This is a genomic window from Streptomyces sp. NPDC012637 (assembly GCF_042954805.1).
GTDB lineage: Bacteria > Actinomycetota > Actinomycetes > Streptomycetales > Streptomycetaceae > Streptomyces.
Window position 1 is genome coordinate 1268111 of sequence record NZ_JBIBDS010000001.1, and the last position, 21221, is coordinate 1289331.

Here is a 21221-nt window from a genome sequence, read left to right on the forward strand (position 1 = left end):
GCCCGCGGAGACCGGGCCCTTGGCGGGCCTTCGCGGGCCGTCGGGGCCGAACGCGGCCGAACGGCCGGTCCCGAGGTCCTCGCCCCACCCGCGGCGAGACCTCGGCACGTCAGGAGCCGAGGGGGCAGGTGCCCCGGTACTCCTCGATCGTCAGGCTCGGCCGTGGCAGGGGGCAGAGGAACTGGTCGTAACGGGTGTCGTCGTCGATGAACCGCTTCAACCAGGAGATGCTGTACTTCGCGATCGTCGTGTCGGAGCTGTTGGGGGTGAAGTGGGTGGCCCCGTTGAGCTCCAGGTAGGCCTTGTCCAGTGAGGCGGGCAGGCTCTCGTAGAACGGCTCCGAGTGGGTGGCGACCGGGGCGATCGTGTCGCCGTCGGCGCCCACGACCAGGGTCGGGGTGCTGATCTCGGGCCAGGTCTTGTCGGTGTTCCAGCCGGTGAGCGGGATGGCCGCCTTGAGCGAGGGCCGGCTCTTCGCGGCTTCCAAGGTGCCTCCGCCGCCCATCGAGTGGCCCATGACGCCCAGCCGCGAGGCGTCGACGCGGCCGCGGACCGCGCTGCGCTGGGTCAGGTAGTCGAGTGCCGCGAGGAGTTGGCGTCCCCGGCTGTCCGGCTGGTCGAGCGTGGTGAGGGTGTCGATCGTGAAGACGACGAAGCCCTGCGAGGCGAGCCGCGGTCCGAGCCACGAGATCGAGGACTCGTACGCGGTGAAGCCCGGCGAGATCGCCACGGCGCCGAACGTGCCGTCGCTCGTGGAGGTGGGGTAGTAGATGGTGCCGCCGCCGAACCCGGTGACGGCGAGGGAGGAGACGCTGGTCTGGGAGACCGCGTACGACCCGCGGGCCGCCTCGATGGAGGCCACGGTGGGCGCCGGGCCGCGCTGATAGGGGTTGTCCGCGGCGGTGGCGGCGGGCGCGGCCAGGAAGGCCAGGGATGCCAGGGCTGCGGCGGCAGCGATGTGTCGTTTCACGACGGAGTCGTCCTCTCGAGTCGTGTGCCGTCATGGCGTGGGCTGCGCGGCGCCGACCGGAAGACGGCCGGCGCACCGGTGTGGACCGGCCCCGTCACTGTCGGGGCGACGACGGAGGAAGGCATCGGCGAAATGACCGGTTCCCCGTTCGCGGGCGTTCCGGTGGGCGCGACGGCGAACCCGCACCGCGCCGGCCCGTCGAAGGCGCCTTGGGCCCGCAGTGGACGACGGGTGCGGGACCCACGGCGGCGTCCCCGATCGCACCCCGTGTCTCCACGGCGGTCCTCGTGTCCTGACGGCGGTTGCCGACGGCGGCCCGGCTGTCCCCGGCCCGTACACCAAACGGTGCAGCCGGCCCGGACGATGACACCGGCCGGTGTACGACCGGATGTCGGCATCGGGACGACGCGGCGGCCCTCACCTCCTCCGTAGGTTCTGGATCACCGGAACGACACCCAGGAGGACGGTATGACGGCGACGCACACGGCACCGGCGGCGGGAGCGCGGGCTCCGCTCGCCCTGATAGGCACCGGGGCCCTGGCGATGGCTGCGGTGGAGACGCTCAACCCGGGGTACGACCTGGTGAGCGAGACCCTCAGCCGGTACGTACACGGCACGGCCGGCTGGCTGCTCCCGGCGGCACTGCTGGCCGTCGGAGCCGCCTCGGCCGTCCTCGCGGTACGGCTGGGTGCCGGGAGCCGGCGGGCGGGCCGGGCCGCGCTCGTGGTGTGGACGGCCGGGATCCTGGTGGCGGCCCTCTTCCCGGCGGACCCGCCCGGCCACTGGAGCCGCCCCTCCCTCTCCGAACTCGTCCACGGCAACGCCGCCTTCCTCGCCTTCGCCGCCCTGCCGACCGCCGCCGTGCTGCTTCGCAGGACGCTCGCGGCCCACAGGCCCGCACTGAGCACGGCGCTGAACGTCCTCACCGTGGCCTCGGTCACCGCCACGGCGGCGCTCGCGGTCTTCCTGGCCGACGTGATGGACGGCGGTCCGTCGCTGGGGCTGGGCGGCGCTCCCACGCTCGTCGGTCTCGTCGAACGCCTGGTGCTCGCCGCCGACTTGGGATGGATCGCGCTCGCCCTGGCCGCGGCGCGCCCCCGCGGCGGGCAGAAGCGGGGCCCTCGTGCATGATCGGCGGATGGACCGACCTTCCGTCCCCGCCTCCGCCGACCCCCGCACGGCGCGGCTGATCGACGGGCTCCTCGCGGCCGGCACCGCCGTCGCCGTCCTGGCGGGCACCGCCTGGCTCGGCGGCCGGCCGGACGCCGCCGGGGCCCTGCCGCTCGCCCTGTGGCTGGGCCTGCTCCTTCCGGCGCGCCGCCGCCTGCCGCTCGCCGTGCTGCTGCTGAGCGTGCAGGCCGTGGCCGTGTTCCGCGTCTCGGGGCTCACCGACGTCGGCTGGGTGTGGCCGGCCTCGGCCGCCTACGCCGGCCTGGCCGCCGACGACCGGCCCGGCCGGCCCGGCCTCCCGTGGGCCGCCGGCGTCGGCCTCGCCGAACTGGCCCTCGCCGCGACGTGGGAGACGACGGCCGGTGACGCCACCCCGCGGGAGATCCTCGTACCCCTGGGAGCCGAGGCGCTGTGGCTGGCCGTGCTCCTCGCCGCCGCGACGGCCTACCGCAACCGCCTCCGCTGGCGCGCCGAACTCGACGAGCGCCTGCTGCGGGCCGCGCGGGAACGGGACCTGGAGGCCGGCCGGCGGATCGCGGAGGCCCGCCTGGAGATCGCCCGCGAACTGCACGACGTCGTCGGCCACACCCTCACCGTCGTCGGGATCCAACTCCGCGTCGCGGCCGAGGCCCTGAACGACTCACTGGAGGAGGCGCGGACCGCGCTCACCACCGCCCAGCAGGTCCGCACCGAGGCCGTACGGGACCTCCGCGCGCTCGTCCACGTGCTGCGCGCGCCGGGGGAGGTCCCGGAGGGCCCCGCGGCCGGGGTTCCGGAGGTCGCGGCGCTCGTCGACCGGATGCGGTCGGCGGAGCTGGACATCCGGCTGGAGACGGCCGGCGACCTCGCCACCGTCCCCGCGCCGGTGTCCCTCGCCGTCCACCGGGTCGTCCAGGAGGCGCTGACCAACACGGCCCGCCACGCGGGGGCGTCACGGGCCGACATCTCCGTCCGGCTCGTCGACGGGCGGGTGGAGGTGAGCGTCACCGACGACGGTCGCTCCGCGGTGCGGACACCCGGGGCGGTCGGGCACGGGGTGCGCGGGATGGACGAACGGGTCCGGGCGCTCGGCGGCCACTTCTCCGCCGGACCGCACGGCAAGGGCGACGGATGGCTCGTGCGGGCCGCCATCCCTCTGCCAGGCTTCCACCCATGACGATCAACGTGCTCATCGCCGACGACCAGGCCCTGGTACGGGCCGGATTCAGCAGCCTCCTCTCCCGGGCCGAGGACATCGAGGTCGTCGGCGAGGCGGGCACGGGTGACGAGGCGGTCCGCTCCGTCCGCTCCGTCCGCCCCGACGTCGTCCTCATGGACATCCGCATGCCCGGTACGGACGGACTCACCGCCACCCGGACGATCGTCGACGACCCGGATCTGACGGACTGCCGGGTCATCGTGCTCACCACCTTCGAGACCGACGAGTACGTCTTCGCGGCCCTGCGCGCGGGCGCGAGCGGCTTCCTCACCAAGGAGATCGAACCGGACGACCTGCGCCAGGCCGTCCGGGCGGTGGCGGCCGGCGACGCGCTTCTCTCACCGGGCGCGACCCGAAGGGTGATCGGGCAGTTCGCGCACCGCCCGGCAACCCCCACGGACACCGCCGAACGGCTCGCCGTGCTCACCTCGCGGGAACTCGAGGTGACCCGCCTCATCGCGACCGGCCTGTCCAACGACCAGATCGCCGCACAGCTCTTCATCAGCCCGCTCACCGCCAAGACCCACGTCACGCGAGCGATAGCCAAACTCGGCGTCCGCGACCGCGCCCAACTGGTGATCCTCGCCTACGAGACGGGCCTGGTCCACGCCGGCGGCTAGGACGTTTCCTTACGGAGGGAGCGTCCTTGACGAGCGCGGTGCCAGAAGACGGCTACCGGATGCCGCGGCCGGCGGCCTGCGCGGGTCCGCGGGACCGGGCCGGGCGCCAATGGAGGGCGAACAGGTCGCGGGTACCGGTCAGGTCCAGCACGTGCAGCGCCTGGCGGGGGACGTCGATGAGCTCCAGGCGGCCGCCTTCGGCCTGGGCACGTGCGCGCAGGGTCAGCAGCACGTTGAGACCGGTGGAATCCATGAAGACCAGTCGGGACAGGTCCAGGACCAGGACGTGCCCGGCCAGGGGCGGGAGGGCGTCGGTGGCGTTGGTGACCTGCGCGCAGGTGTCGAGGTCGAGTTCGCCGGCTACGGCCACCACGGTCGTGTCGGCGTGCGTGCGGACGTGCACGGTCAGAGCGGGACGCATGGTCTTCCGCCTCCGTAGAGGAGCCCATCACGGTCGGCTCCCACGATCAGGGGCAGAAGAGGGCCGTCAAGCGCGCGGCGCCGGGCCGCGTATAGCCGAGTAAGACCACCCGTACCGGCCGTCAGCCACTTTTGGTGACCGGTTGGTAGCACGGGGTCTCCCACCAGACCAGGCTGGTTGACACCAGTATTCCCCCTCCGCACCGCGTTCACCCACCGTGGGGCCCCGGTCGCGGCGGTGATCGGCGCGAGGACCGTCGTCACGACCGTCAGGCCGGCCGGGACCGCTGCTGATCCAGGCCTGACTTCCCGGGGAGCGGGCGCCGGACAGTCGGGAGGTGCTGACGGGCGTCGGGAGTGGCAACCTGAATACGGAGCCTCCGACCAGGTCGCCCGACGTGGCGACGAGGTGCTTCTCGAAGGAGCCCGAACCATGGCCAGCAACGTCAGTGGGGCACCGAGAGGGGCCCAGACCACTCGAAGGCCGTTCGCCACCGGCTGGACGGTCTTCGCCGCCGTCATGATGATCTTCGGCGGTGCCATGGCGATATTCGAGGGGATCGCCGCCATCGCCAAAGACGACCTGATCGTCGTCGCCCGCGACTACACCTTCAAGATGAACACCACTGGATGGGGCTGGATCCACCTGATCCTGGGCATCCTCATCGTTCTGGCCGGCATGGCCCTCTTCTCCGGCGCCATGTGGGCGCGCGTCGTCGGTATCGCCCTCGCCGGACTCGGGATGCTCGCCAACTTCCTGTGGATTCCCTATTACCCGTTCTGGGCCATCATGCTGATCGCCATCGACGCTGTCGTCATCTGGGCTCTGTGCGCCGGAACGACCAGAACAGCCGGACAGGATTGAATGCGCAGCCGCCGGCCCGCGACACGCGGGACCGGCGGCGCGGCACTGAGCAGGAGACCGTGGCTCAAGGAACCTTGCCCCTGAGGGGCTACGGGCGGACCTCGGATGCTCGATCGGGGGTACGAAGCGGTCCGGCCGGAGATCCTGCGACGGCGGAAGGAGCCCGGCCTGCTCCCGGGGGACACCGAGCTCGCGCTGCCTCAGTGGTGGAAGCCGACGCGGTCGGCGTCGTGCGGGTGGCCTGCGTCGAGGTGCTTGATCGCCCTGCGGATGTCGTCGGCGAGGAGTTCGATCTCGTCGCGGCCGACGCCGTGGCGGACCAGCACGCGCTGGACGACGGTTTCCTGGCGGTCCGGCGGCAGGGGGTAGGAGGGGACCTGCCAGCCGCGCAAGCGGAGCTGGTCGGAGAGGTCGTAGAGGGTCCAGTCGACGGAGTCGGGGTCGGTGAGGGTGTAGGAGACGGCGGGCAGAGCGCCAGCTCCGTCGTAGAGCAGGGTGAAGGGGCCCATGTCGGCGATCCGGCGGGCGAGGTGCTGGGCGGTGTCGGCGCAGGCCTGGTAGACGCGGCGGTATCCCTCGCGGCCCAGGCGCAGGAACATGAAGTACTGGGTGATGACCTGGCCGCCGGGGCGTGAGAAGTTGAGGGCGAGGGTGGGCATGTCGCCGCCGAGGTAGTCGACATGGAAGACCAGGCCGTCGGGCAGGGCGTCCTGGTCCCGCCACAGGGCCCAGCCGACGCCGAGCGGGGCCATCCCGTACTTGTGGCCCGAGGCGTTGATGGAGGCGACCCGCGGCAGCCGGAAGTCCCACTCCAGGTCGGGGTGGAGGAACGGGGCGATGAACCCGCCGGAGGCGGCGTCGATGTGCAGGGGGACGTCGATGCCGTTCTCGGCCTGCATGCGGTCGAGTTCGGCGGCGATCTCCGCGACCGGCTCGTAGGTGCCGGTGTAGGTGACCCCGAGGATCGCGACGACGCCGATGGTGTTCTCGTCGACGTACTCACGCAGCTGGTGTGCCTGGAGGCCGGTCGCACCGGGTTCGACCGGGACCTGGCGCAGTTCCACGTCGAAGTAGCGGGCGAACTTCTCCCAGCACACCTGCACGGGTCCGCACACCAGGTTGGGCCGTTCGGTCGACTGCCCCGCGGCCTGCCGGCGGTTGCGCCAGCGCCATTTGAGGGCGAGGCCGCAGAGCATGGCCGCTTCGCTGGAGCCGGTGGTGGAGCAGCCGACCGCGTTGACCTGGTCGGCACCGGCCGGGGCGTGCCAGAGGTCGGCGAGGATGTTGACGCACCGGGACTCGATCTCCGCGGTCTGCGGGTACTCGTCCTTGTCCACGATGTTCTTGTCCAGGCACAGGTCCATCAGGCGGCGGACCTCGTCGTCCGTCCAGGTGGTGCAGAAGGTGGCCAGGTTCTGCGCGGCGTTGCCGTCCAGGAGCAGCTCGTTGTGCAGCAGCTGGTAGACGACGGGAGGGGGCGACGGCAGGTCGGGCATGGATCGTTTGGGCAGGGGCTGTTCGCTCAGGGGCGAGGCGAAGATGTCGACGGCCGGGTCGGCCGCCGGTTCCTGGGCGTTGTGGAGGGCCACCGGGTACCTCTCATTTCGGTCCTTTGGTCCGAGTAGGACCTTACGGACGCGGCTGAGGGGTCGGCATGTGGACGTACGCCATCTTGGGACTTTGCCAGGAGGGCCCTGAGGCCGGCTGACGGGCGGACACTCGGCCGGCCCTGTCTCCGTCGCGGTGCGACCGCTGAGGTGACAGCGTGACCCTGGATACGTGTGTCGCCGCAGCCCGAGGGTTTCCAGGCGATCATCGACCCAGGCGGTCATTGCCGGGAGGGTGCATCATGCGGTCGAGGGATCAGTCCCCCGGTGATTCGCGAGACGACCACGGGTCCCGGACCACCCACGGGGGCGGACCGCCGCGCGGAAACCCCGGGCGTACCCGGCGGGCCGCCCAGTGGGGCAAGGCGAAGTACGCCGGGTCCTGGGCCGAGAACCTGTGGCACCGGCTGGACGCGGTGGACTTCCTGAACCGGGCCATGCTGCTGGCCGCCACACTGCTGCTGTGCGCCGTCCCGTTCATGCTGATCGTCGCCGCTCTGGCCGGGCGGTCGGCGGTGTCGTATCTGAGCGAGCGGCTCGGCCTGAACCACGAGGCCGCCGCCGAGGTCGGTGACCTCTTCGCCTCTTCCACGGCCACCACCTCGGCGGTGACCGGCCTGTCGTGGGCGTTCTTCATCCTCGGCGGCATCGCATCGGCTTCCGCCTTCCAGACCCTGTACCAGCAGGTGTTCGAGGTCCGCCCGCACGGCGCACGGGACAGGCTGCGCGCGCTGGTCTGGCTGGCCGGGGTCGTGGCCTGGACCGCCGCGGGCACCTCTGCCGGGCACGAGTTGCACGCCGCTGCACCGGTCGCGTGGTGGATCGTCAACATCCCCGCGAGCGTCGCCTTCTGGTGGCTCACGATGCGGCTCCTGCTGGGTGGCGAGGTCGCCTGGCGCAGGCTGCTGCCGTGCGCCGTCGCCACCGGCGGGTTCTGGGTCAGCATGCTGGCGGTCTTCCACTTCGTCTTCTCCGACATGGTCATCAGCAACGACCAGAAGTACGGGCCGATCGGGGTGGTGTTCGCCCTCATGTCGTTCTTCATCGCGATCGGGGTGGTGATCACGCTGGGCGCCGCCGTCGGCATGATGTGGCACGACCGCGGCATGTCCTTCCGGGCCGCGGTCAAGAAGATGCGGAGGGCATCGTGACCCCTGCCACCGGCGCAGCGCGCCGGAACCGAGCCGGCGCCCCGCCCTCGTTCGGCCGCATCACCTGGACCGTGCTCCGCGTCGTCGGCACGGTCGCCGCGCTCGCCGATGACCCGGGCGCGGAGCACCGCGAAGGACCAGGGGCGGGGTCGGCTTCCGCCGCGGGGTGTCGCCGCTTCCTGCCCGTGCAGCCCGTCGCGCGTGCGAGACCGACAGAGGCCACGCTCCCCGATCGGCCCCGAGCAGGAGGACAGCGGGGACAGGCCGTCGGCCGGAACGACGCGGGCCGTCGTCCGGTGCCAGAATGGAGGGAAAGGGGCCTCGTTGCCGGGCGCTTCAGGGAGGCGATCATGGGCCGCGAGTACCAGTTTCATTGCGAGTACGCCGGCTGCTCGGTCACTGTGGGCCTGCGGACGGGCGGGACGCGGGAGCTGGAGCTCCTCGTGGACGGGAAGCAGGTCGCCGCCGCCAGCGTCCATGGCCGCCGCGCCCGGACCACGGTGATGGCCGCGGTCCTGCCCACCGACCCGCCTCGCGACATCGAGGTCGAGGTGGCGCTTCCGGGCGCTTTCGGCGGCGATCCGGCAAGCACCCTGCTCGCGGGTGGCGAACGCAGGCCCATGCCCGAGCGGGAGGTGCCCCGGCGGACGCGGCCGGCGGAGGCGACCTGGTACTCCTAGACCACCCCGGACGGCGCCGCACTCACCGCCCGCCTCAGCGCGCTCCGCGCTCGCGCTCCCCGGTTCCTGCCGAGCCGGATCGTCGTGGCCCGCTGACGCGGGGGGGCAAGGCGGGCTGGTCCCCCAGTGGTCCCCAGTGGTCCCCAAAAACGATCAAGGGGCCGTGTCAGATTTCTCTGACACGGCCCCTTGATCTGCGACTCTTTCGAGTCGGGACGACAGGATTTGAACCTGCGACCCCTTGACCCCCAGTCAAGTGCGCTACCAAGCTGCGCCACGTCCCGATGCCCGTCCGTCCCGGTTTGACCCCGGCGGCGGCGTGCAAGAGAACATTACCTCACTTCACGGGGTGGATCACCACACGGGGTGTCACCGGGCGTCCGGGCGGAGAATGGGGCGATGGACAGGGACTCGGGACGAGAGCGGGGCAGGGACAGGGACGCGGAGGGGCGGGCGCGGAGCGCGCGGCCCCGGGACGGGCTAGGGCGGGCGCGGAGCGCGCGGCCCCGGGACGGGCTAGGGCGGCCGCTGGCGTACGGGGCGGAGGGCGTGGCGCGGCAGCCGGAAGGGGTCGTGCGGTCACCGGACGGGACGGTGCGGGAGGCGCAGCGGCTACTGGACGCCGGAATGCCGTTCCACGCGCACGAGGTGTTCGAGGACGCCTGGAAGTCGGGGCCGGACGGCGAGCGGGATCTGTGGCAGGGCCTCGCGCAGACGGCGGTCGGTCTGACGCACGCGGCGCGCGGGAACGCGGCCGGCGGGGCGCGGCTGCTGCGACGCGGGGCCGGGCGGGTCGAGGAGTACGCGCGGGGCGGTGCCGAGACGTACGGGATCGACGTCGCCGGGGTCGTCGCCTGGGCGCGCGGGCTCGCCGCCCGGGTGGAGGCGGGCGGCGGCCCGAGCGCGGCCGGTTCCGTGGACGCGGCGGCGGAGGCACCGCGACTGCGCCGGCTCAGCAGGTGAGGAGGAGTTCCTCCGGCGAGCGGTGGATGAGGGTGGGCCGCATCGGGACGTGACGGCCTTCGACGAGCCGCAGTCCGGGCAGCCGCCGCGTGAACACCGCGAGGGTCGCCCGGAGTTGGACCCGGGCCAGCTGGGAGCCGGGGCAGCCGTGCGGGCCGTGGCCGAAGGCGAGGTGGTGCCGCGCGTGCGCCCGGGCCCTGGTGATGTCGAAGACGTCGGGGTCCGGGTGGCGGGCCGGGTCGCGGTTGGCGGAGCCGTACGCGACGAAGACGGTGGCGCCGGCGGGCAGTTCGGTGCCCGCGAGGGTCACGGGGCGGGTGGTGGTGCGGCGGAAGCCCTGGACGGCGCTGTCGTAGCGGGCGGCCTCCTCGACGGCCGCCGGTATGAGGTCGGGCCGGGCGAGCAGCCGTTCCCACTGGTCGCGGTGGCGGAGCAGGTGGAGCACCGTCGTGCCGATGAGGGCGGTGGTGGTGAGATGCCCCGCGATCAGCAGGTTCTGGAGGTTGGCTACCAGTTCGCAGCGCTGGTCGCCGGTGAGGGCCCGCGGCCCGGGCCCGAGCCCCGCGTCGGGCGCCAGGGCGGTGACGAGGCCGGTGATCAGGTCGTCCCCGGGGCGGGCCCGGCGGTCGCGGGCATAACGGTCGAGCAGGTGCTGGAGGGCGAGGACGTCCTCGGCTGCGGCGATCTGCTCGGGCTCGGACAGCGGTCGGTACAGGAGTCGTTCGGCGCTGTACGAGCAGTGGACGGCGGTCGGCACGTCCGCCGGGTCCAGGCCGAGCAGCCGTCCGACGACCGCGCCGGGCAGCGGGCGTGCGTAGTGGGCCATGAGGTCGGCCCGGCCGTGTTCGGCGACGGCGCCGGCGAAGGCCTCGGCGAGCCTCTCGGCCTGCTGGGTGACGTACGCCGTGAGCGCGGCGGTCCGGGCGGCGGACAGGCCGCTGTTGAGCGGGGCGCGGTGGCGGCGGTGGGCGGGACCGTCGGTGGAGACGACGGTGGGCCGGGGCGCGAAGCCGCCGCCGAGGACGGCGAGGGCGGCGGGCGAGGGCTGGACGTCGGGGCGCAGGGACTGGGCCGAGGAGAAGTCCTGGGGTCGCAGCAGCACCTCCCGGATGTCGGCGTCCCGGGCGACCAGCCAGGCGTCGAGCAGTGGGACGAAGGTGAGCCCGGCGGTGCGCCGGGCCCGGTCGTAGAGCGGGTAGGGGTCGCGCTGGAACCGGTCGAGCCGGGCGTGCCGCTCCCGCCGGGCCTCCTCGGCCGCGGCCGTGTCCGCGTCAGCGGTCGAGTCAGCGGGCCGGCGCAGGGCTCCCGGCCGGGGCGGGAACGCCGTCGGGCCGCCCGCGGTCGCGGCCGTGGCCGCGTCAGCCGTCGCGGCCCCGGTCCCCTCGGCGGGCGCGGCCGTGGGCGGCTTCCCGGGCGCGTCCGGGGCCGCCTCCGCGGTCTGCTCGGGCTGTCGGGCCTGGTCCATGTGCGCCTCCTCGCCGGGGCGGTCGGTCCTTCGGGGCCGTTGCGTCCGTCGGGCCGTCGGGCCGTTGACGTCGGGCCGTTGGTCCGTCGGGGCCATGGTGGGGCGGGCGGGTGCGGGTGAACAGGGCCGTGCGGGGAGGTGGCGGGAAAGCGACGTGCGGAGGCGGGCGGGGTGTGGCGTGGTCCCGCGCTCTTCCCCCGCCCGTGGGCGGGCCCTGATCCGTCGGGTGTGCCCTATCGCGCTTCCAGGGCCGCCGTGAGGACCGTGGTGTGGCTGGCCGACGGGTCCTTCGCGGCGGTGAGGAGCGTGACCGGTCCTTCGGCGGCGCGGGCGCGCAGCTCGGAGAGGGCCTCGGCGGCGGCCGGTTCGGCGAGCTCGCGCTCGTAACGCCGGCGGAACTCCTCGAACTCGCCCTCGGGGCCGTGGTACCAGCGGCGCAGTTCGTTGGAGGGCGTCAGGGCCTTCGGCCACTCGTCGATGTGCGCGTCGGCCTTGGCGATGCCACGGGGCCAGAGCCGGTCGACGAGCACCCGCAGGCCGTCGTCGGGCTCGGGCGGCTCGTAGATGCGCCGGACGCGGAGCCGGGGCGGTGGGGTGTGGGGCATGGCTTCAGAGTGCCGGACGGGCCCGGGCTTCACATCCGGGGGTCGGTCACCTGCGGGGTCGGCCAGGAACCGGGGGTGGTCCCGACCGGAGGGTCAGGGCCGGGGGTCGGCCAGGACCCGAGGGCGGTCCCGACCAGAGGGTCAGGGCCGGCCGGGGTTCGGTCACTCCCGACGGTCGGTCAGGGCCGGAGGGCGGTCGCTCCCGAGGGTCGGCCAGGGCCGGGGTTCGGTCACTCCCGACGGTCGGTCAGGGCCGGGGTTCGGTCACTCCCGACGGTCGGCCAGGGCCGGGGCCGGTCACTCCCGAGGGTCGGCCAGGGCCGGGAATCGGTCACCGGGCGGTCACTTCCCGGGGCCGGTCACTCGCGGGAGTCGGTCACGTCCACGCGGAGGGCCGGCAGCAGTACCGCGTCCACGAAGGTCCGCATGGTCGCCTCGTCGACGAACCGGTCCTCGAAGAGGCGCTCGATGCGGAGCATGCCCAGGAAGCAGGGGGCGACGAAGCCGATCGCCGGGTTGTCGGCGGCGATCTCGCCGCGCTCGACGGCCCGGCCGAGCATCGCGTCGAGCGCGGCGACCTCCGGCTCGATGACGGTCTCGCGCAGGGCCGCCCGCAGGTCCGGGTGCTGGATGTACGCCTGGCTGACCGCCTCCATCAGTTCGGCGTCGCGCTCCCGCCCGGAGGCGGCGATGCGGGCCACCTCGCGCAGGTCGCCGACCAGCGAGCCGGTGTCGACGCCGGTGAAGACGGCGCAGCGCCGCTTGTCGAGGGCCGCGGTGACGAGCCGGGGCTTGGTCCCCCACTGGCGGTAGAGCGTGGCCTTCCCGCACTTGGTGCGGGCCGCGACGCCCTCCATGGTGACGGAGTCGTAGCCGCCCTCGCGCAGCAGGCAGATGACCGCCTCGTACAGCTCGGCCTCCCGCTCGGGGGTCAGCTTGCTGCGACGGGCGGCGGCGGTCGCGGCCTGCGTGGACATCGGTTTTCCTCCCGGACACCCCGTACCCCAGCGGATCTGTTTCCGCACATCCGAGAGTAGGGGGCGCACAATCGAGACGCAAACGTATCGAGACGCTTGCGTCTCGATAGATTCGGATCTAGAGTTCCTCCGTTTGCTGTCCGCTTTGGCGGAGAATTCGACGGAAAACGAGGGCCGCGCCATGGCTTCCGGGATACGCGGGATACGAAGAACTCGTCCTGCAGGACCGGGGGCGACGGCTACCCCCGCACGCCCGCCGCTGGTGCGCGAGCTGCTGCTCGTCACGGCGCTGTTCCTCGTCTACAAGTTCGGCCGGCTCTTCGCGAACGGCCACGAGACCCGCGCCTTCCACAACGCCGACCGCGTGTGGGACCTCGAGCGCGCCGTGCACCTGCCGGGCGAGGGCGCGGTCCAGGAGCTGCTGCTGCACGGCGAAGGCCTGGTCAGGGTCGCGAACACCTACTACGCGGCCGTGCACTTCCCGGCCACCCTCGCCTTCCTCGCCTGGCTCTACTGGCGCCGCCCGGGCCACTACCTGTGGTCCCGCCGCGTGCTCGCCCTCCTCACCGCCGCCGCGCTCGCCCTGCACCTGCTGCTGCCGCTCGCGCCGCCCCGGATGCTGGCCGCGAGCGGTCTGATCGACACCGCGCGGGTGTACGGGCCCTCCGTGTACGGCGCGACGCCGGAGACGGACTCGATGGCCAACCAGTTCGCCGCGATGCCCTCGCTCCACTTCGGCTGGGCGCTGATGGTCGCGATCGGGCTGATCGCCGCCACCCGCTCGCGCGGACGGTGGCTGTGGCTGCTGCACCCGCTGCTCACCCTGTTCGTGATCGTCGGCACCGCGAACCACTACTGGTTCGACGCGCTGGTGGCCGCCGCCCTCCTGGCGCTCGCGCTGCTCGCCGTACCGGCACCGGACCGGTGGCACAGACCCCACGACGACCCCCGGCCGCTCGCGCCGCACACCCGGCCCGCCCGGCCCACGCAGGCAGCCCCGGCAGCCCCGGCCACTCCTGACCCGGTCGCCTCCACCCCGGTCACTCCGTCCCCGGCCACCCCTGTCCCGACCACCGCGGTCACGGCCGCCGCCACCGCGGGAGCGCTGCGATGAGCGCCGACGGAGGGGCGGCCGGGACGGCGGTCGCGGTCCTGCTCTCGCTCGTCTCGGCCGCCGGTTACGCGCTCGCCGCTGTCGCCCAGTCACGGCTCGCCTCGGCGTCCGCCGACGGGCGCGGGGCGCTGCGCCGGCTGCTCGCCCGCCCGCAGTGGTGGTGGGCGGTCGGACTGAACGCCGGCGGAGCACTCGCCCATGTCGCCGCCCTGCACTACGGGCCGCTCACCCTCGTCCAGCCGCTGGGCGCGCTGACCCTCGTGGCGGCGCTGCCGATCGGCGCGTACGGGGCACACCGTCGGGTCAGCAGGGTCGAGTGGCGGGGCGCGCTGTGGACCCTGGCGGGCCTGGTCGGGCTCGTGGCCGTGACCGGCCCGGTCGCGCCCGACGAGGTGCTCGACCTGCGCGAGACCCTGGTCGTCACGGCGGCCACGCTGCTGCTCATCGCCCTGCTCGCCGCGCGGGGGCGGAGTGCCGGCCGTGAGCGGGGCCGCGGCCTCGGGCACGCGACGGCTTCCGGGGTGGCCTCGGCCGTCGGCTCGGCGCTGACGCAGACGCTGACCGTCGCGCTCGCCCGCGACCTGCCCGGTGGACTGACGGGCGGGCCGACGGGCTGGTGGCAGACGACGCTGCTCGCCCTCCTCATCGCCGCGTTCGCGGTGGGCGGGCTGCTCCTCTCGCAGGTCGCGTACCGCGGCGGGCTCGCCGCTCCGCTCGCCGTGGTCAACCTCTCCAACCCGGCCGCCGCCGCGGTGATCGGCGTGGCCCTGCTGGGCGAGACCTTCCGCGCGGGCGCCTGGGGCTGGGCAGTGGCCGCCGTCGCGGCGTTGGTCGCGGCCCGCGGGGTGGTCCTGCTGACCACGGGCCTCGGCCCGGAGCAGTCGCCGGAGCCCGAGCCGCCGACCGGGACCGCGTCCTCGCTTCCGGCCCGCTCCCCGAGCGCGTCCTCGGCCACGGGGCCGGGCCCGGTCCTGTCACCCCGCACCCCGGCACCCCACGCCCAGCCGGCCACCCAGCCGGCTTCCGAGTCGGCCGCCGAGCCGGTCGGCCGGCCTCTCGCCCCACCGCTCGGAACACCGCTCGACGAGCCCGCGCTGCTCGCCGTACCGGCCGGCCTGACCAGTCCCGACCCGCTGCCGGAGCCCGCCCGCTAGAGCGTGACCCGCCGACCGGCCGAGGCGCGCCTCACCTCCCCCCTCCGCCTCCCTCCCCTCCCCGCCTACGCGCCCTTCGGCGCGCCCGTGGCGCGCCGTCGCGGACGCCGAGCTGCACCCGAGCGGGAGCTGCGGGACGAGGTCGCGCAACCGCCGCCGGCCTGAGCCGCCCCTCCTCTCCTCACTCTCGGAAACACCCGCGCGGGCCGTCACCCACCCGGACGCGGTCGGCGATCGCTCCCGGGGCCGCGTTCGTACAGTGACGGACATGGCATGCCGCATCAGTGAGCTGGTCATCGACTGCGCCGACCCCGAACGGCTCGCCGCGTTCTGGAGCGAGGTCCTCGGCTACGTCGACCTCGGCCGGGAGGCGGACGGAAGCATCCAGATCGGGCCGCCCGGCGTGGGCTTCGGCGGCCCGCAGCCCACACTCGTCCTGAGCCCGAGCAGCGACCCACGGACGGGCAAGCTGCCGCTGCACATCGACGTCAACGCCACCGACCGCGACCAGGACGCCGAGCTGGAGCGGCTGATCGCCCTCGGCGCCAAGCCCACCGACGTCGGCCAGACCGGCAGCGAGAGCTGGCACGTCCTGGCCGATCCGGAGGGCAACGAGTTCTGCCTGCTGCGGGAGCGACTGCCGGCCCTCTGAGCGCGCTCCCACCTCTCCCTGGTCCGACCTCCACTCATCTCGTCATCCCGTCATCTCGTCATCTCGTCATCTTGACGACAACTCTCACGACCCCCTATCGTCACACTGACGACAAGGAGGGTCCCATGGCCGACATCACCCGCCGCGCCGGCTGGCGACACCTGCGCTCCGCGCCCACCGCGCACATCCGCCACCAGCGGCGCGGGAAGCTCGCGCACGAGGGCGTGGGACTGAGCTTCTGGTTCCGCCCGCTCTCCGCCGCACTGTCCGAAGTGCCGGTGGACGACCGGGAACTGGCGATGGCCTTCCACGCCCGTACCGCCGACTTCCAGGACGTGAGCGTCCAGTCGACCGTCACGTACCGGATCGGCGACCCGGCCGCCGCGGCCACGCGGCTCGACTTCTCCGTCGACCCGGACACCGGCGCCTGGCGCGGAACCCCGCTGGAGCAGATCGGCACCCTGCTCACCGAGACCGCGCAGCAGCACGCCCTCGCCGTGCTCGCCCGGATCCCGCTCGCCGAGGCGCTCGTCGACGGCGTGGGGACGGTGCGGGACCGGATCGCGGCCGGGCTCGCGGCCGAGCCGCGGCTGCCCGACACCGGCATCGAGGTCGTGGCGGTACGCGTCGTGGCCGTACGCCCGGAGCCCGAGGTCGAGCGCGCGCTGCGCACTCCCGCGCGCGAGCAGATCCAGCAGGAGGCGGACCGGGCGACGTACGAGCGGCGGGCCGTCGCCGTCGAGCGGGAGCGCGCCATCGCCGAGAACGAGCTGGCCAGCAAGATCGAACTGGCCCGCCAGGAGGAGCGCCTGGTCGACCAGCGCGGCATCAACACGCGCCGCGAGGCGGAGGAGAGCGCCGCGGCCGACGCCGTGCGGGCGGAGGCCGAGGCCGCACGTACGGTACGGCTCGCCCACGCCGAGGCGGAGGCCGCGCGGGAGGTCGGCGCGGCGCGCGCCGAGGCGCAGAGCGCGTGGCTGCGGGCGCACGCCGAGGTCGCCCCCGCGACGCTGCACGCGCTGGCCGCCACCCGGGCGGCCGAACAACTGCCGCGGATCGAGCACTTGACGCTCTCGCCGGACGTCGTGACCGGGCTGCTGGCCAAGCTCGGCGGAGGTGCGGGCGCGTGAGCCTGGCGCCGCGGGCGGTGCTGGTCCACCGGACCACGGAGTACGAGGAGTTGCTCGCCCGGCACGGTACGCACGGCCAGGCCGCCTTCCAACTGGCCGCGCGCGGGCGCTCGGTGACGGAGGTGCACGAGCGGCACGAGCGGAACCGGCGGGCGCTCGCCGAGGTGGCCGCGGCGGTGCCGCTGCGCTGGCGGCAGGCCCGGGTCGAGCGTGCCGACCTCGACCGCTTCCTGTTCGGTCCCGAGGACCTGGTCGTGGTGGTCGGGCAGGACGGCCTGGTGGCGAACGTCGCCAAGTACCTGTCGGGGCAGCCGGTGGTCGGGATCGACGACGATCCCGGGCGCAATCCGGGCGTCCTGGTACGCCACCGGCCGGCGGACGCACGCCGGCTGCTGCCGTCGGCCACGGGCGCGCGGACGGCGGCGGAACCGCTCACCATGGTCGAGGCGGTCACGGACGACGCGCAGCGACTGCTCGCCCTCAACGAGATCTACATCGGCCCGCCCGGGCACCAGACGGCCCGCTACACCCTGCGGGCCCCGGGCGCGCCGCCCGAGGCGCAGGCCTCGTCGGGCGTGCTCGTCGGAACGGGCACGGGGGCCACGGGCTGGCTCCGCTCGCTCTGGCAGCAGCGTGGCAGCACGCTCCCGCTGCCCGGGCCGACCGCGCCTCGGCTCGCGTGGACGGTACGGGAGGCCTGGCCCTCGCCGGTCACCGGAACGGCGTGCGTGGAGGGCCTGTTGGCGGCAGGGGACGCGCTGGGTCTCGTCGTGGAGTCGGACCGGCTGGTCGCCTTCGGGGACGGGATGGAGTCGGACGCACTGGAGCTGACGTGGGGCCGGTCGGTACGGATCGGGGTCGCGGAGACCGTGCTGCGGCTGGTGGGCTGAGCGGCCGGCCGCCTGGGCGGAGTCCGCCCCCGCCCGGACCTCGCGCGACCTGCGGCCCCGGGCGAAGCCCACCCTCCCCTGCCCCGCCCGGACCTCGCGCGGGCCGGTGCCCCCGCCCTCGCCCGGACCTCGGCGGCCGGCAGCCCGGGCGGGGCCCGCCCCTCCCCCCTCACCTCCCGCCCGGACCTCGCGCGGCCGGTGGGCGGGAGGGCAAGCAGGGCTCACCCACGTCGCCCAGCAGAAGAGCGCCGGCAGCGGCCCGGCCGGAAAACGCCGACGACGGCGCGGCCGAAACGCGACGACGACGGCGCGGCCGGAAAGCGACGGGGACGGACGGGACCCGCCTCCGACGCCGCTATGCTCGGCCGCTCCACTCCCCCGAAGCCGTCGAAGGGACCCCCATGACCCTCCACGTGTCCCGCGCCTCTCTCCAGGACTGGTCACTGGTACGTGACTGGTGCGCGGCGGAGGGCTGGAACCCGGGTGCGGCGGACGCCCCGGCGTTCTTCGCGCAGGACCCCGAGGGCTTCTTCATGGGGCGGGTCGACGGGGAGCCGGTGTCCGCGATCTCGGTCGTCAACTACAGCGACGACTATTCCTTCCTGGGGTTCTATCTCGTTCGCCCGGATCTGCGCGGTCTCGGTCACGGCCTGGCGACCTGGCGCACCGCGCTCGCGCACGCGGGCGGGCGGACGGTCGGGCTCGACGGGGTGCCCGCCCAGCAGGACAACTACCGTCGCTCGGGCTTCGCCCCGGCGTACCGCACCGCCCGTTACGTGGGCGAAGTGCCGCTTCCCGACCGGCCGGTGACGGGCGTGGTGGCGGCGGAGCGGGTGGATCCGGCCGAGCTCGCCGCGTACGACAGCGCGTGCCATCCGGCCGACCGGCCGCGCTTCCTCGCCGCCTGGCTGAGCGCGCCGGGCCATCGCGCCCTGGTGCGGCTCACCGAAGGGCGCCTCAGCGGCTACGGCGTGGTGCGGCCGGCCGAGCAGGAGGCCCGGATCGGGCCGCTGTTCGCGGACACGCCCGCCGACGCCTCCGCGCTGCTCGACGCCCTCGCCGCCGAGGCCCGCGCCTTCGGCGCCCCGCGCATCGCCGTCGACATGCCGGAGGCGAATCCGGCCGCGGCCCGCCTCGCCCTGTCCCGCGGCCTGGAGCCCACGTTCGAGACGGCCCGGATGTACACGGGCCCGATCCGGCCCCTCGCGAAGGACCGGGTCTTCGGTGTGACGACCCTCGAACTCGGCTGAACGGTACGGTTCCTCCCGACCGCGCACCTACCGGGGCAAGCCCACCCCAACCGCCGTCATCGACACCCTCCCGCGGGGCCGCGGCGGGAGCGGGCGGAGGGCGGGGCCACCGTCCCGCCCCTGCGGCCCTTCCACCCTTGTCACCAGGCCTAACGCCCGCCCCCGCCCCTCCCCCTCCCTCCCCCTGGGGGTGACAAGGGTTTTCCCCGTATCGAGTTCACCTCGGCGTTCCCTACTGTCTGCCGCACCGGCAGATCCTTCCTTCCACCTCAACCTGTCAGGTCCATGAGGACGGGTGGGTGGTGTCCGCCGGGGACGGCCTTGACCCGGGCCGTCGCGCCGGTGGCGGCGCACGGGCCCCCACGCCCAGGGAACGGCGGATCGCGACCCCACTTCGCCCCGCGGTTTCCGCGCCGCCGCCACTGCTCCACTCACGTCGTACTCGAAAGGGCCCCACCTTGAACGGTTCCAGGCGGAGAGTCATATCCGTGGTGGTCGCGAGCGCCGCTATCCTCGGCGCCGCTGCCACCACCTCCGGGGCGTTCGCCGCCGTCCCGGCCGCACCCTCCCCGAAGCCGGCTCCGGCTTCGCAGTCGATGACCGCGCTGCCCAGCGCCCCCGTCGAGAAGGTCATCGTCACCTACAAGTCCTCGTCCGCCGAGGCCGGCTCCAACGCCGCCGCGAAGAGCGACGCGGCCGACAAGGCCGCCGCGACCGGCGAGAAGCTCGCCTTCGAGCGCCGCCTGGCCGGCGGTGCCGCGCTGGTGGACCTGGGCGGTTCCGCGTCCCAGCAGGACGTCGCCGAGGTCATGGCCGCGTTCAAGGCCGACCCGCAGGTCGCCTCCGTCGAGCCCGACATCCGCGCGTACGCCATGGCGGTCGCGCCGAACGACACCGACTACGCCAAGCAGTGGGACCTCTTCGAGGCCACCGGCGGCATGAACGTCCCCACCGCCTGGGACAAGACCACCGGTTCGGGCGTCACCGTCGCCGTCATCGACACCGGCTACGCCGCCCACTCGGACCTGGCGACCAACGTCGTCTCCGGTTACGACTTCATCTCCACCTCCGCCGACGCCCGTGACGGCAACGGCCGCGACGCCGACGCCAAGGACGAGGGCGACTGGAACGCCACCGACGGCGAGTGCGGCACCGGCTCCAAGGCCTCCAACTCCTCCTGGCACGGCACCCACGTGGCCGGCACCATCGGTGCGGTCACGAACAACACCAAGGGCATCGCGGGCATCGCGTACAACGCGAAGATCCAGCCCGTGCGCGTGCTCGGCAAGTGCGGCGGTTCCTCCGCCGACATCGCCGACGCGATCACCTGGGCCTCCGGCGGCACCGTGCCGGGCGTCCCGGCCAACCCGACCCCGGCCAAGGTCATCAACCTCAGCCTGGGCGGCGCCAGCGCCTCCTGCCCGAGCGTCTACCAGACCGCGATCAACGGCGCCGTCTCGCGCGGTACCACCGTCGTCGTCGCCGCGGGCAACAGCAACGCCAACGCGTCCGGCTTCACTCCCGCGAACTGCTCGAACGTCATCACCGTGGCGTCGACCAGCCGTGAGGGCAACCGGTCGTACTACTCCAACTACGGCACCATCGTGGACGTGGCGGCCCCGGGCGGCGAGACCCGCCGCGCGACCGACACGCCCGGCACCGTGACCACGCCCGAGAACGGCATCTACTCCACGCTGAACTCCGGCACGACGGTCCAGTCGACCGAGAACTACAAGCCCTACCAGGGCACCTCGATGGCGGCCCCGCACATCGCCGGTCTCGCCGCGCTCCTGAAGTCGGCCAAGTCGACCCTGACCCCGGCCGAGATCGAGTCTGCGATCAAGACCAACGCCCGCCCGCTGCCCGGCACCTGCACCGGCGGCTGCGGCACCGGCATCGCGGACGCCGCGAAGTCGGTGGAGGCGGTCACCGGCACCACCACGCCGCCGACCGGCTCTGTCTTCACCAACGCGAACAACGTGACGATCTCGGACAACACCACCGTGTCCTCCTCGATCGCCGTCACCGGCCGCACCGGCAACGCCCCCGCCGCCCTCAAGGTCGACGTGGACATCAAGCACACCTGGCGCGGGGACCTGGTCATCGACCTCGTCGCCCCCGACGGCACCGTGCGCAACCTGAAGGCCTCCTCCGGGTCCGACAGCGCCGACAACGTGCTCGCCACCTACACGGTGGACGCGTCCAGCGAGGTCGCCAACGGCACCTGGAAGCTCCAGGTCCGCGATGTGGCCTCGGGTGACACCGGCTACATCGACTCGTGGAGCCTGACCTTCTGAACCGGCTGATTCGCTCGCGAATCGCCGCCTGATCACCCCCCAC

At 73.8% G+C, this 21221-nt stretch carries 20 protein-coding genes and 1 tRNA gene; 14 read left to right on the top strand and 7 right to left on the bottom strand.

Annotation, left to right across the window (positions count from 1 at the left end):
- Positions 1 to 109 precede the first annotated feature (109 nt).
- Complete coding sequence (locus tag ACFY8W_RS05775) at positions 110 to 970, bottom strand: dienelactone hydrolase family protein (protein WP_391100677.1); 861 nt, start codon at positions 968 to 970, stop codon at positions 110 to 112.
- Positions 971 to 1438: 468 nt separating this feature from the next.
- Between ACFY8W_RS05775 and ACFY8W_RS05780 the strand changes: the two genes are divergently transcribed.
- The 3 genes from ACFY8W_RS05780 to ACFY8W_RS05790 are packed head-to-tail and all read left to right on the top strand — an operon-like array spanning position 1439 to position 3958.
- On the top strand, positions 1439 to 2101 hold the full coding sequence (locus tag ACFY8W_RS05780) for a DUF998 domain-containing protein (RefSeq protein ID WP_391100679.1): 663 nt from the start codon (positions 1439 to 1441) through the stop codon (positions 2099 to 2101).
- A gap of 7 nt (positions 2102 to 2108) precedes the next feature.
- The gene (locus ACFY8W_RS05785) at positions 2109 to 3296 is read left to right on the top strand and encodes a histidine kinase (protein WP_391100681.1); all 1188 of its coding nucleotides are present in this window, start codon (positions 2109 to 2111) and stop codon (positions 3294 to 3296) included.
- The gene (locus tag ACFY8W_RS05790) at positions 3293 to 3958 is read left to right on the top strand and encodes a response regulator (protein ID WP_391100684.1); all 666 of its coding nucleotides are present in this window, start codon (positions 3293 to 3295) and stop codon (positions 3956 to 3958) included. The genes ACFY8W_RS05785 and ACFY8W_RS05790 overlap by 4 nt, the downstream gene beginning before the upstream one ends.
- A gap of 52 nt (positions 3959 to 4010) precedes the next feature.
- Here the strand turns inward: ACFY8W_RS05790 and ACFY8W_RS05795 are convergent, their stop codons facing one another.
- Positions 4011 to 4379 (bottom strand): anti-sigma factor antagonist, encoded by a 369-nt coding sequence (locus ACFY8W_RS05795; protein WP_391100687.1) that lies wholly within the window; start codon positions 4377 to 4379, stop codon positions 4011 to 4013.
- A 432-nt stretch (positions 4380 to 4811) separates the two neighbouring features.
- Between ACFY8W_RS05795 and ACFY8W_RS05800 the strand changes: the two genes are divergently transcribed.
- Positions 4812 to 5243: a hypothetical protein gene (locus ACFY8W_RS05800; RefSeq protein WP_391100690.1), complete on the top strand. Its 432-nt coding sequence runs from the start codon at positions 4812 to 4814 to the stop codon at positions 5241 to 5243.
- 200 nt (positions 5244 to 5443) lie between these two features.
- Here the strand turns inward: ACFY8W_RS05800 and ACFY8W_RS05805 are convergent, their stop codons facing one another.
- Entirely contained in the window at positions 5444 to 6832 is a 1389-nt protein-coding gene (locus tag ACFY8W_RS05805; RefSeq protein WP_391100693.1) for a glutamate decarboxylase, read from the bottom strand.
- A 260-nt stretch (positions 6833 to 7092) separates the two neighbouring features.
- Between ACFY8W_RS05805 and ACFY8W_RS05810 the strand changes: the two genes are divergently transcribed.
- Together ACFY8W_RS05810 and ACFY8W_RS05815 are read left to right on the top strand one after the other, a co-directional pair.
- The gene (locus ACFY8W_RS05810; protein WP_391100695.1) at positions 7093 to 8001 is read left to right on the top strand and encodes a YhjD/YihY/BrkB family envelope integrity protein; all 909 of its coding nucleotides are present in this window, start codon (positions 7093 to 7095) and stop codon (positions 7999 to 8001) included.
- A 350-nt stretch (positions 8002 to 8351) separates the two neighbouring features.
- A complete protein-coding gene (locus tag ACFY8W_RS05815; protein ID WP_391100697.1) occupies positions 8352 to 8681 on the top strand; it encodes a hypothetical protein in 330 nt (109 codons plus the stop codon).
- A gap of 210 nt (positions 8682 to 8891) precedes the next feature.
- On the opposite strand, the gene ACFY8W_RS05820 is transcribed toward ACFY8W_RS05815, so the two are convergent.
- Positions 8892 to 8965 (bottom strand) — tRNA-Pro (locus ACFY8W_RS05820).
- 115 nt (positions 8966 to 9080) lie between these two features.
- Here ACFY8W_RS05820 and ACFY8W_RS05825 point away from each other — a divergent pair.
- Entirely contained in the window at positions 9081 to 9644 is a 564-nt protein-coding gene (locus tag ACFY8W_RS05825) for a DUF309 domain-containing protein (RefSeq protein WP_391100699.1), read from the top strand.
- On the opposite strand, the gene ACFY8W_RS05830 is transcribed toward ACFY8W_RS05825, so the two are convergent.
- The 3 genes from ACFY8W_RS05830 to ACFY8W_RS05840 form a co-directional block, all read right to left on the bottom strand.
- Positions 9634 to 11109, bottom strand: a complete 1476-nt coding sequence (locus ACFY8W_RS05830) for a cytochrome P450 (protein WP_391100702.1) — start codon at positions 11107 to 11109, stop codon at positions 9634 to 9636. The two genes, ACFY8W_RS05825 and ACFY8W_RS05830, sit on opposite strands and share 11 nt — an antisense overlap.
- Positions 11110 to 11342: 233 nt before the next feature.
- Entirely contained in the window at positions 11343 to 11714 is a 372-nt protein-coding gene (locus ACFY8W_RS05835; protein WP_391100704.1) for a DUF488 family protein, read from the bottom strand.
- A gap of 359 nt (positions 11715 to 12073) precedes the next feature.
- Positions 12074 to 12691 carry a TetR/AcrR family transcriptional regulator C-terminal ligand-binding domain-containing protein gene (locus ACFY8W_RS05840; protein ID WP_391100706.1) on the bottom strand — a complete coding sequence of 206 codons (618 nt, stop codon included), beginning with the start codon at positions 12689 to 12691 and terminating at the stop codon, positions 12074 to 12076.
- A gap of 181 nt (positions 12692 to 12872) precedes the next feature.
- On the opposite strand from ACFY8W_RS05840, the gene ACFY8W_RS05845 reads away from it, so the two are divergent.
- The 7 genes from ACFY8W_RS05845 to ACFY8W_RS05875 all read left to right on the top strand — a co-directional run bounded on the left by ACFY8W_RS05845 (position 12873) and on the right by ACFY8W_RS05875 (position 21178).
- A complete protein-coding gene (locus ACFY8W_RS05845) occupies positions 12873 to 13805 on the top strand; it encodes a phosphatase PAP2 family protein (protein WP_391100709.1) in 933 nt (310 codons plus the stop codon).
- Complete coding sequence (locus tag ACFY8W_RS05850; protein WP_391100711.1) at positions 13802 to 14959, top strand: DMT family transporter; 1158 nt, start codon at positions 13802 to 13804, stop codon at positions 14957 to 14959. The genes ACFY8W_RS05845 and ACFY8W_RS05850 overlap by 4 nt, the downstream gene beginning before the upstream one ends.
- 268 nt (positions 14960 to 15227) lie before the next feature.
- On the top strand, positions 15228 to 15611 hold the full coding sequence (locus ACFY8W_RS05855) for a VOC family protein (RefSeq protein WP_391100713.1): 384 nt from the start codon (positions 15228 to 15230) through the stop codon (positions 15609 to 15611).
- Positions 15612 to 15736: 125 nt separating this feature from the next.
- Positions 15737 to 16741 carry an SPFH domain-containing protein gene (locus ACFY8W_RS05860; RefSeq protein ID WP_391100715.1) on the top strand — a complete coding sequence of 335 codons (1005 nt, stop codon included), beginning with the start codon at positions 15737 to 15739 and terminating at the stop codon, positions 16739 to 16741.
- Positions 16738 to 17631, top strand: coding sequence for a hypothetical protein (locus tag ACFY8W_RS05865; RefSeq protein WP_391100717.1), 894 nt, complete (start codon positions 16738 to 16740; stop codon positions 17629 to 17631). The genes ACFY8W_RS05860 and ACFY8W_RS05865 overlap by 4 nt, the downstream gene beginning before the upstream one ends.
- Before the next feature lie 401 nt (positions 17632 to 18032).
- Complete coding sequence (locus tag ACFY8W_RS05870) at positions 18033 to 18881, top strand: GNAT family N-acetyltransferase (protein WP_391100719.1); 849 nt, start codon at positions 18033 to 18035, stop codon at positions 18879 to 18881.
- A 596-nt stretch (positions 18882 to 19477) separates the two neighbouring features.
- Positions 19478 to 21178, top strand: coding sequence for a S8 family serine peptidase (locus tag ACFY8W_RS05875; RefSeq protein ID WP_391101736.1), 1701 nt, complete (start codon positions 19478 to 19480; stop codon positions 21176 to 21178).
- Positions 21179 to 21221: the final 43 nt, after the last annotated feature.

Bases quoted from the DNA above. Each gene is read 5' to 3' on its own strand.
- ACFY8W_RS05780 (WP_391100679.1), top strand. From the start codon at position 1,439: ATGACGGCGACGCACACGGCACCGGCGGCGGGAGCGCGGGCTCCGCTC.
- ACFY8W_RS05785 (WP_391100681.1), top strand. From the start codon at position 2,109: ATGGACCGACCTTCCGTCCCCGCCTCCGCCGACCCCCGCACGGCGCGG.
- ACFY8W_RS05790 (WP_391100684.1), top strand. From the start codon at position 3,293: ATGACGATCAACGTGCTCATCGCCGACGACCAGGCCCTGGTACGGGCC.
- ACFY8W_RS05795 (WP_391100687.1), bottom strand. From the start codon at position 4,379: ATGCGTCCCGCTCTGACCGTGCACGTCCGCACGCACGCCGACACGACC.
- ACFY8W_RS05800 (WP_391100690.1), top strand. From the start codon at position 4,812: ATGGCCAGCAACGTCAGTGGGGCACCGAGAGGGGCCCAGACCACTCGA.
- ACFY8W_RS05810 (WP_391100695.1), top strand. From the start codon at position 7,093: ATGCGGTCGAGGGATCAGTCCCCCGGTGATTCGCGAGACGACCACGGG.
- ACFY8W_RS05815 (WP_391100697.1), top strand. From the start codon at position 8,352: ATGGGCCGCGAGTACCAGTTTCATTGCGAGTACGCCGGCTGCTCGGTC.
- ACFY8W_RS05825 (WP_391100699.1), top strand. From the start codon at position 9,081: ATGGACAGGGACTCGGGACGAGAGCGGGGCAGGGACAGGGACGCGGAG.
- ACFY8W_RS05830 (WP_391100702.1), bottom strand. From the start codon at position 11,109: ATGGACCAGGCCCGACAGCCCGAGCAGACCGCGGAGGCGGCCCCGGAC.
- ACFY8W_RS05835 (WP_391100704.1), bottom strand. From the start codon at position 11,714: ATGCCCCACACCCCACCGCCCCGGCTCCGCGTCCGGCGCATCTACGAG.
- ACFY8W_RS05840 (WP_391100706.1), bottom strand. From the start codon at position 12,691: ATGTCCACGCAGGCCGCGACCGCCGCCGCCCGTCGCAGCAAGCTGACC.
- ACFY8W_RS05845 (WP_391100709.1), top strand. From the start codon at position 12,873: ATGGCTTCCGGGATACGCGGGATACGAAGAACTCGTCCTGCAGGACCG.
- ACFY8W_RS05850 (WP_391100711.1), top strand. From the start codon at position 13,802: ATGAGCGCCGACGGAGGGGCGGCCGGGACGGCGGTCGCGGTCCTGCTC.
- ACFY8W_RS05855 (WP_391100713.1), top strand. From the start codon at position 15,228: ATGGCATGCCGCATCAGTGAGCTGGTCATCGACTGCGCCGACCCCGAA.
- ACFY8W_RS05860 (WP_391100715.1), top strand. From the start codon at position 15,737: ATGGCCGACATCACCCGCCGCGCCGGCTGGCGACACCTGCGCTCCGCG.
- ACFY8W_RS05870 (WP_391100719.1), top strand. From the start codon at position 18,033: ATGACCCTCCACGTGTCCCGCGCCTCTCTCCAGGACTGGTCACTGGTA.
- ACFY8W_RS05875 (WP_391101736.1), top strand. From the start codon at position 19,478: ATGACCGCGCTGCCCAGCGCCCCCGTCGAGAAGGTCATCGTCACCTAC.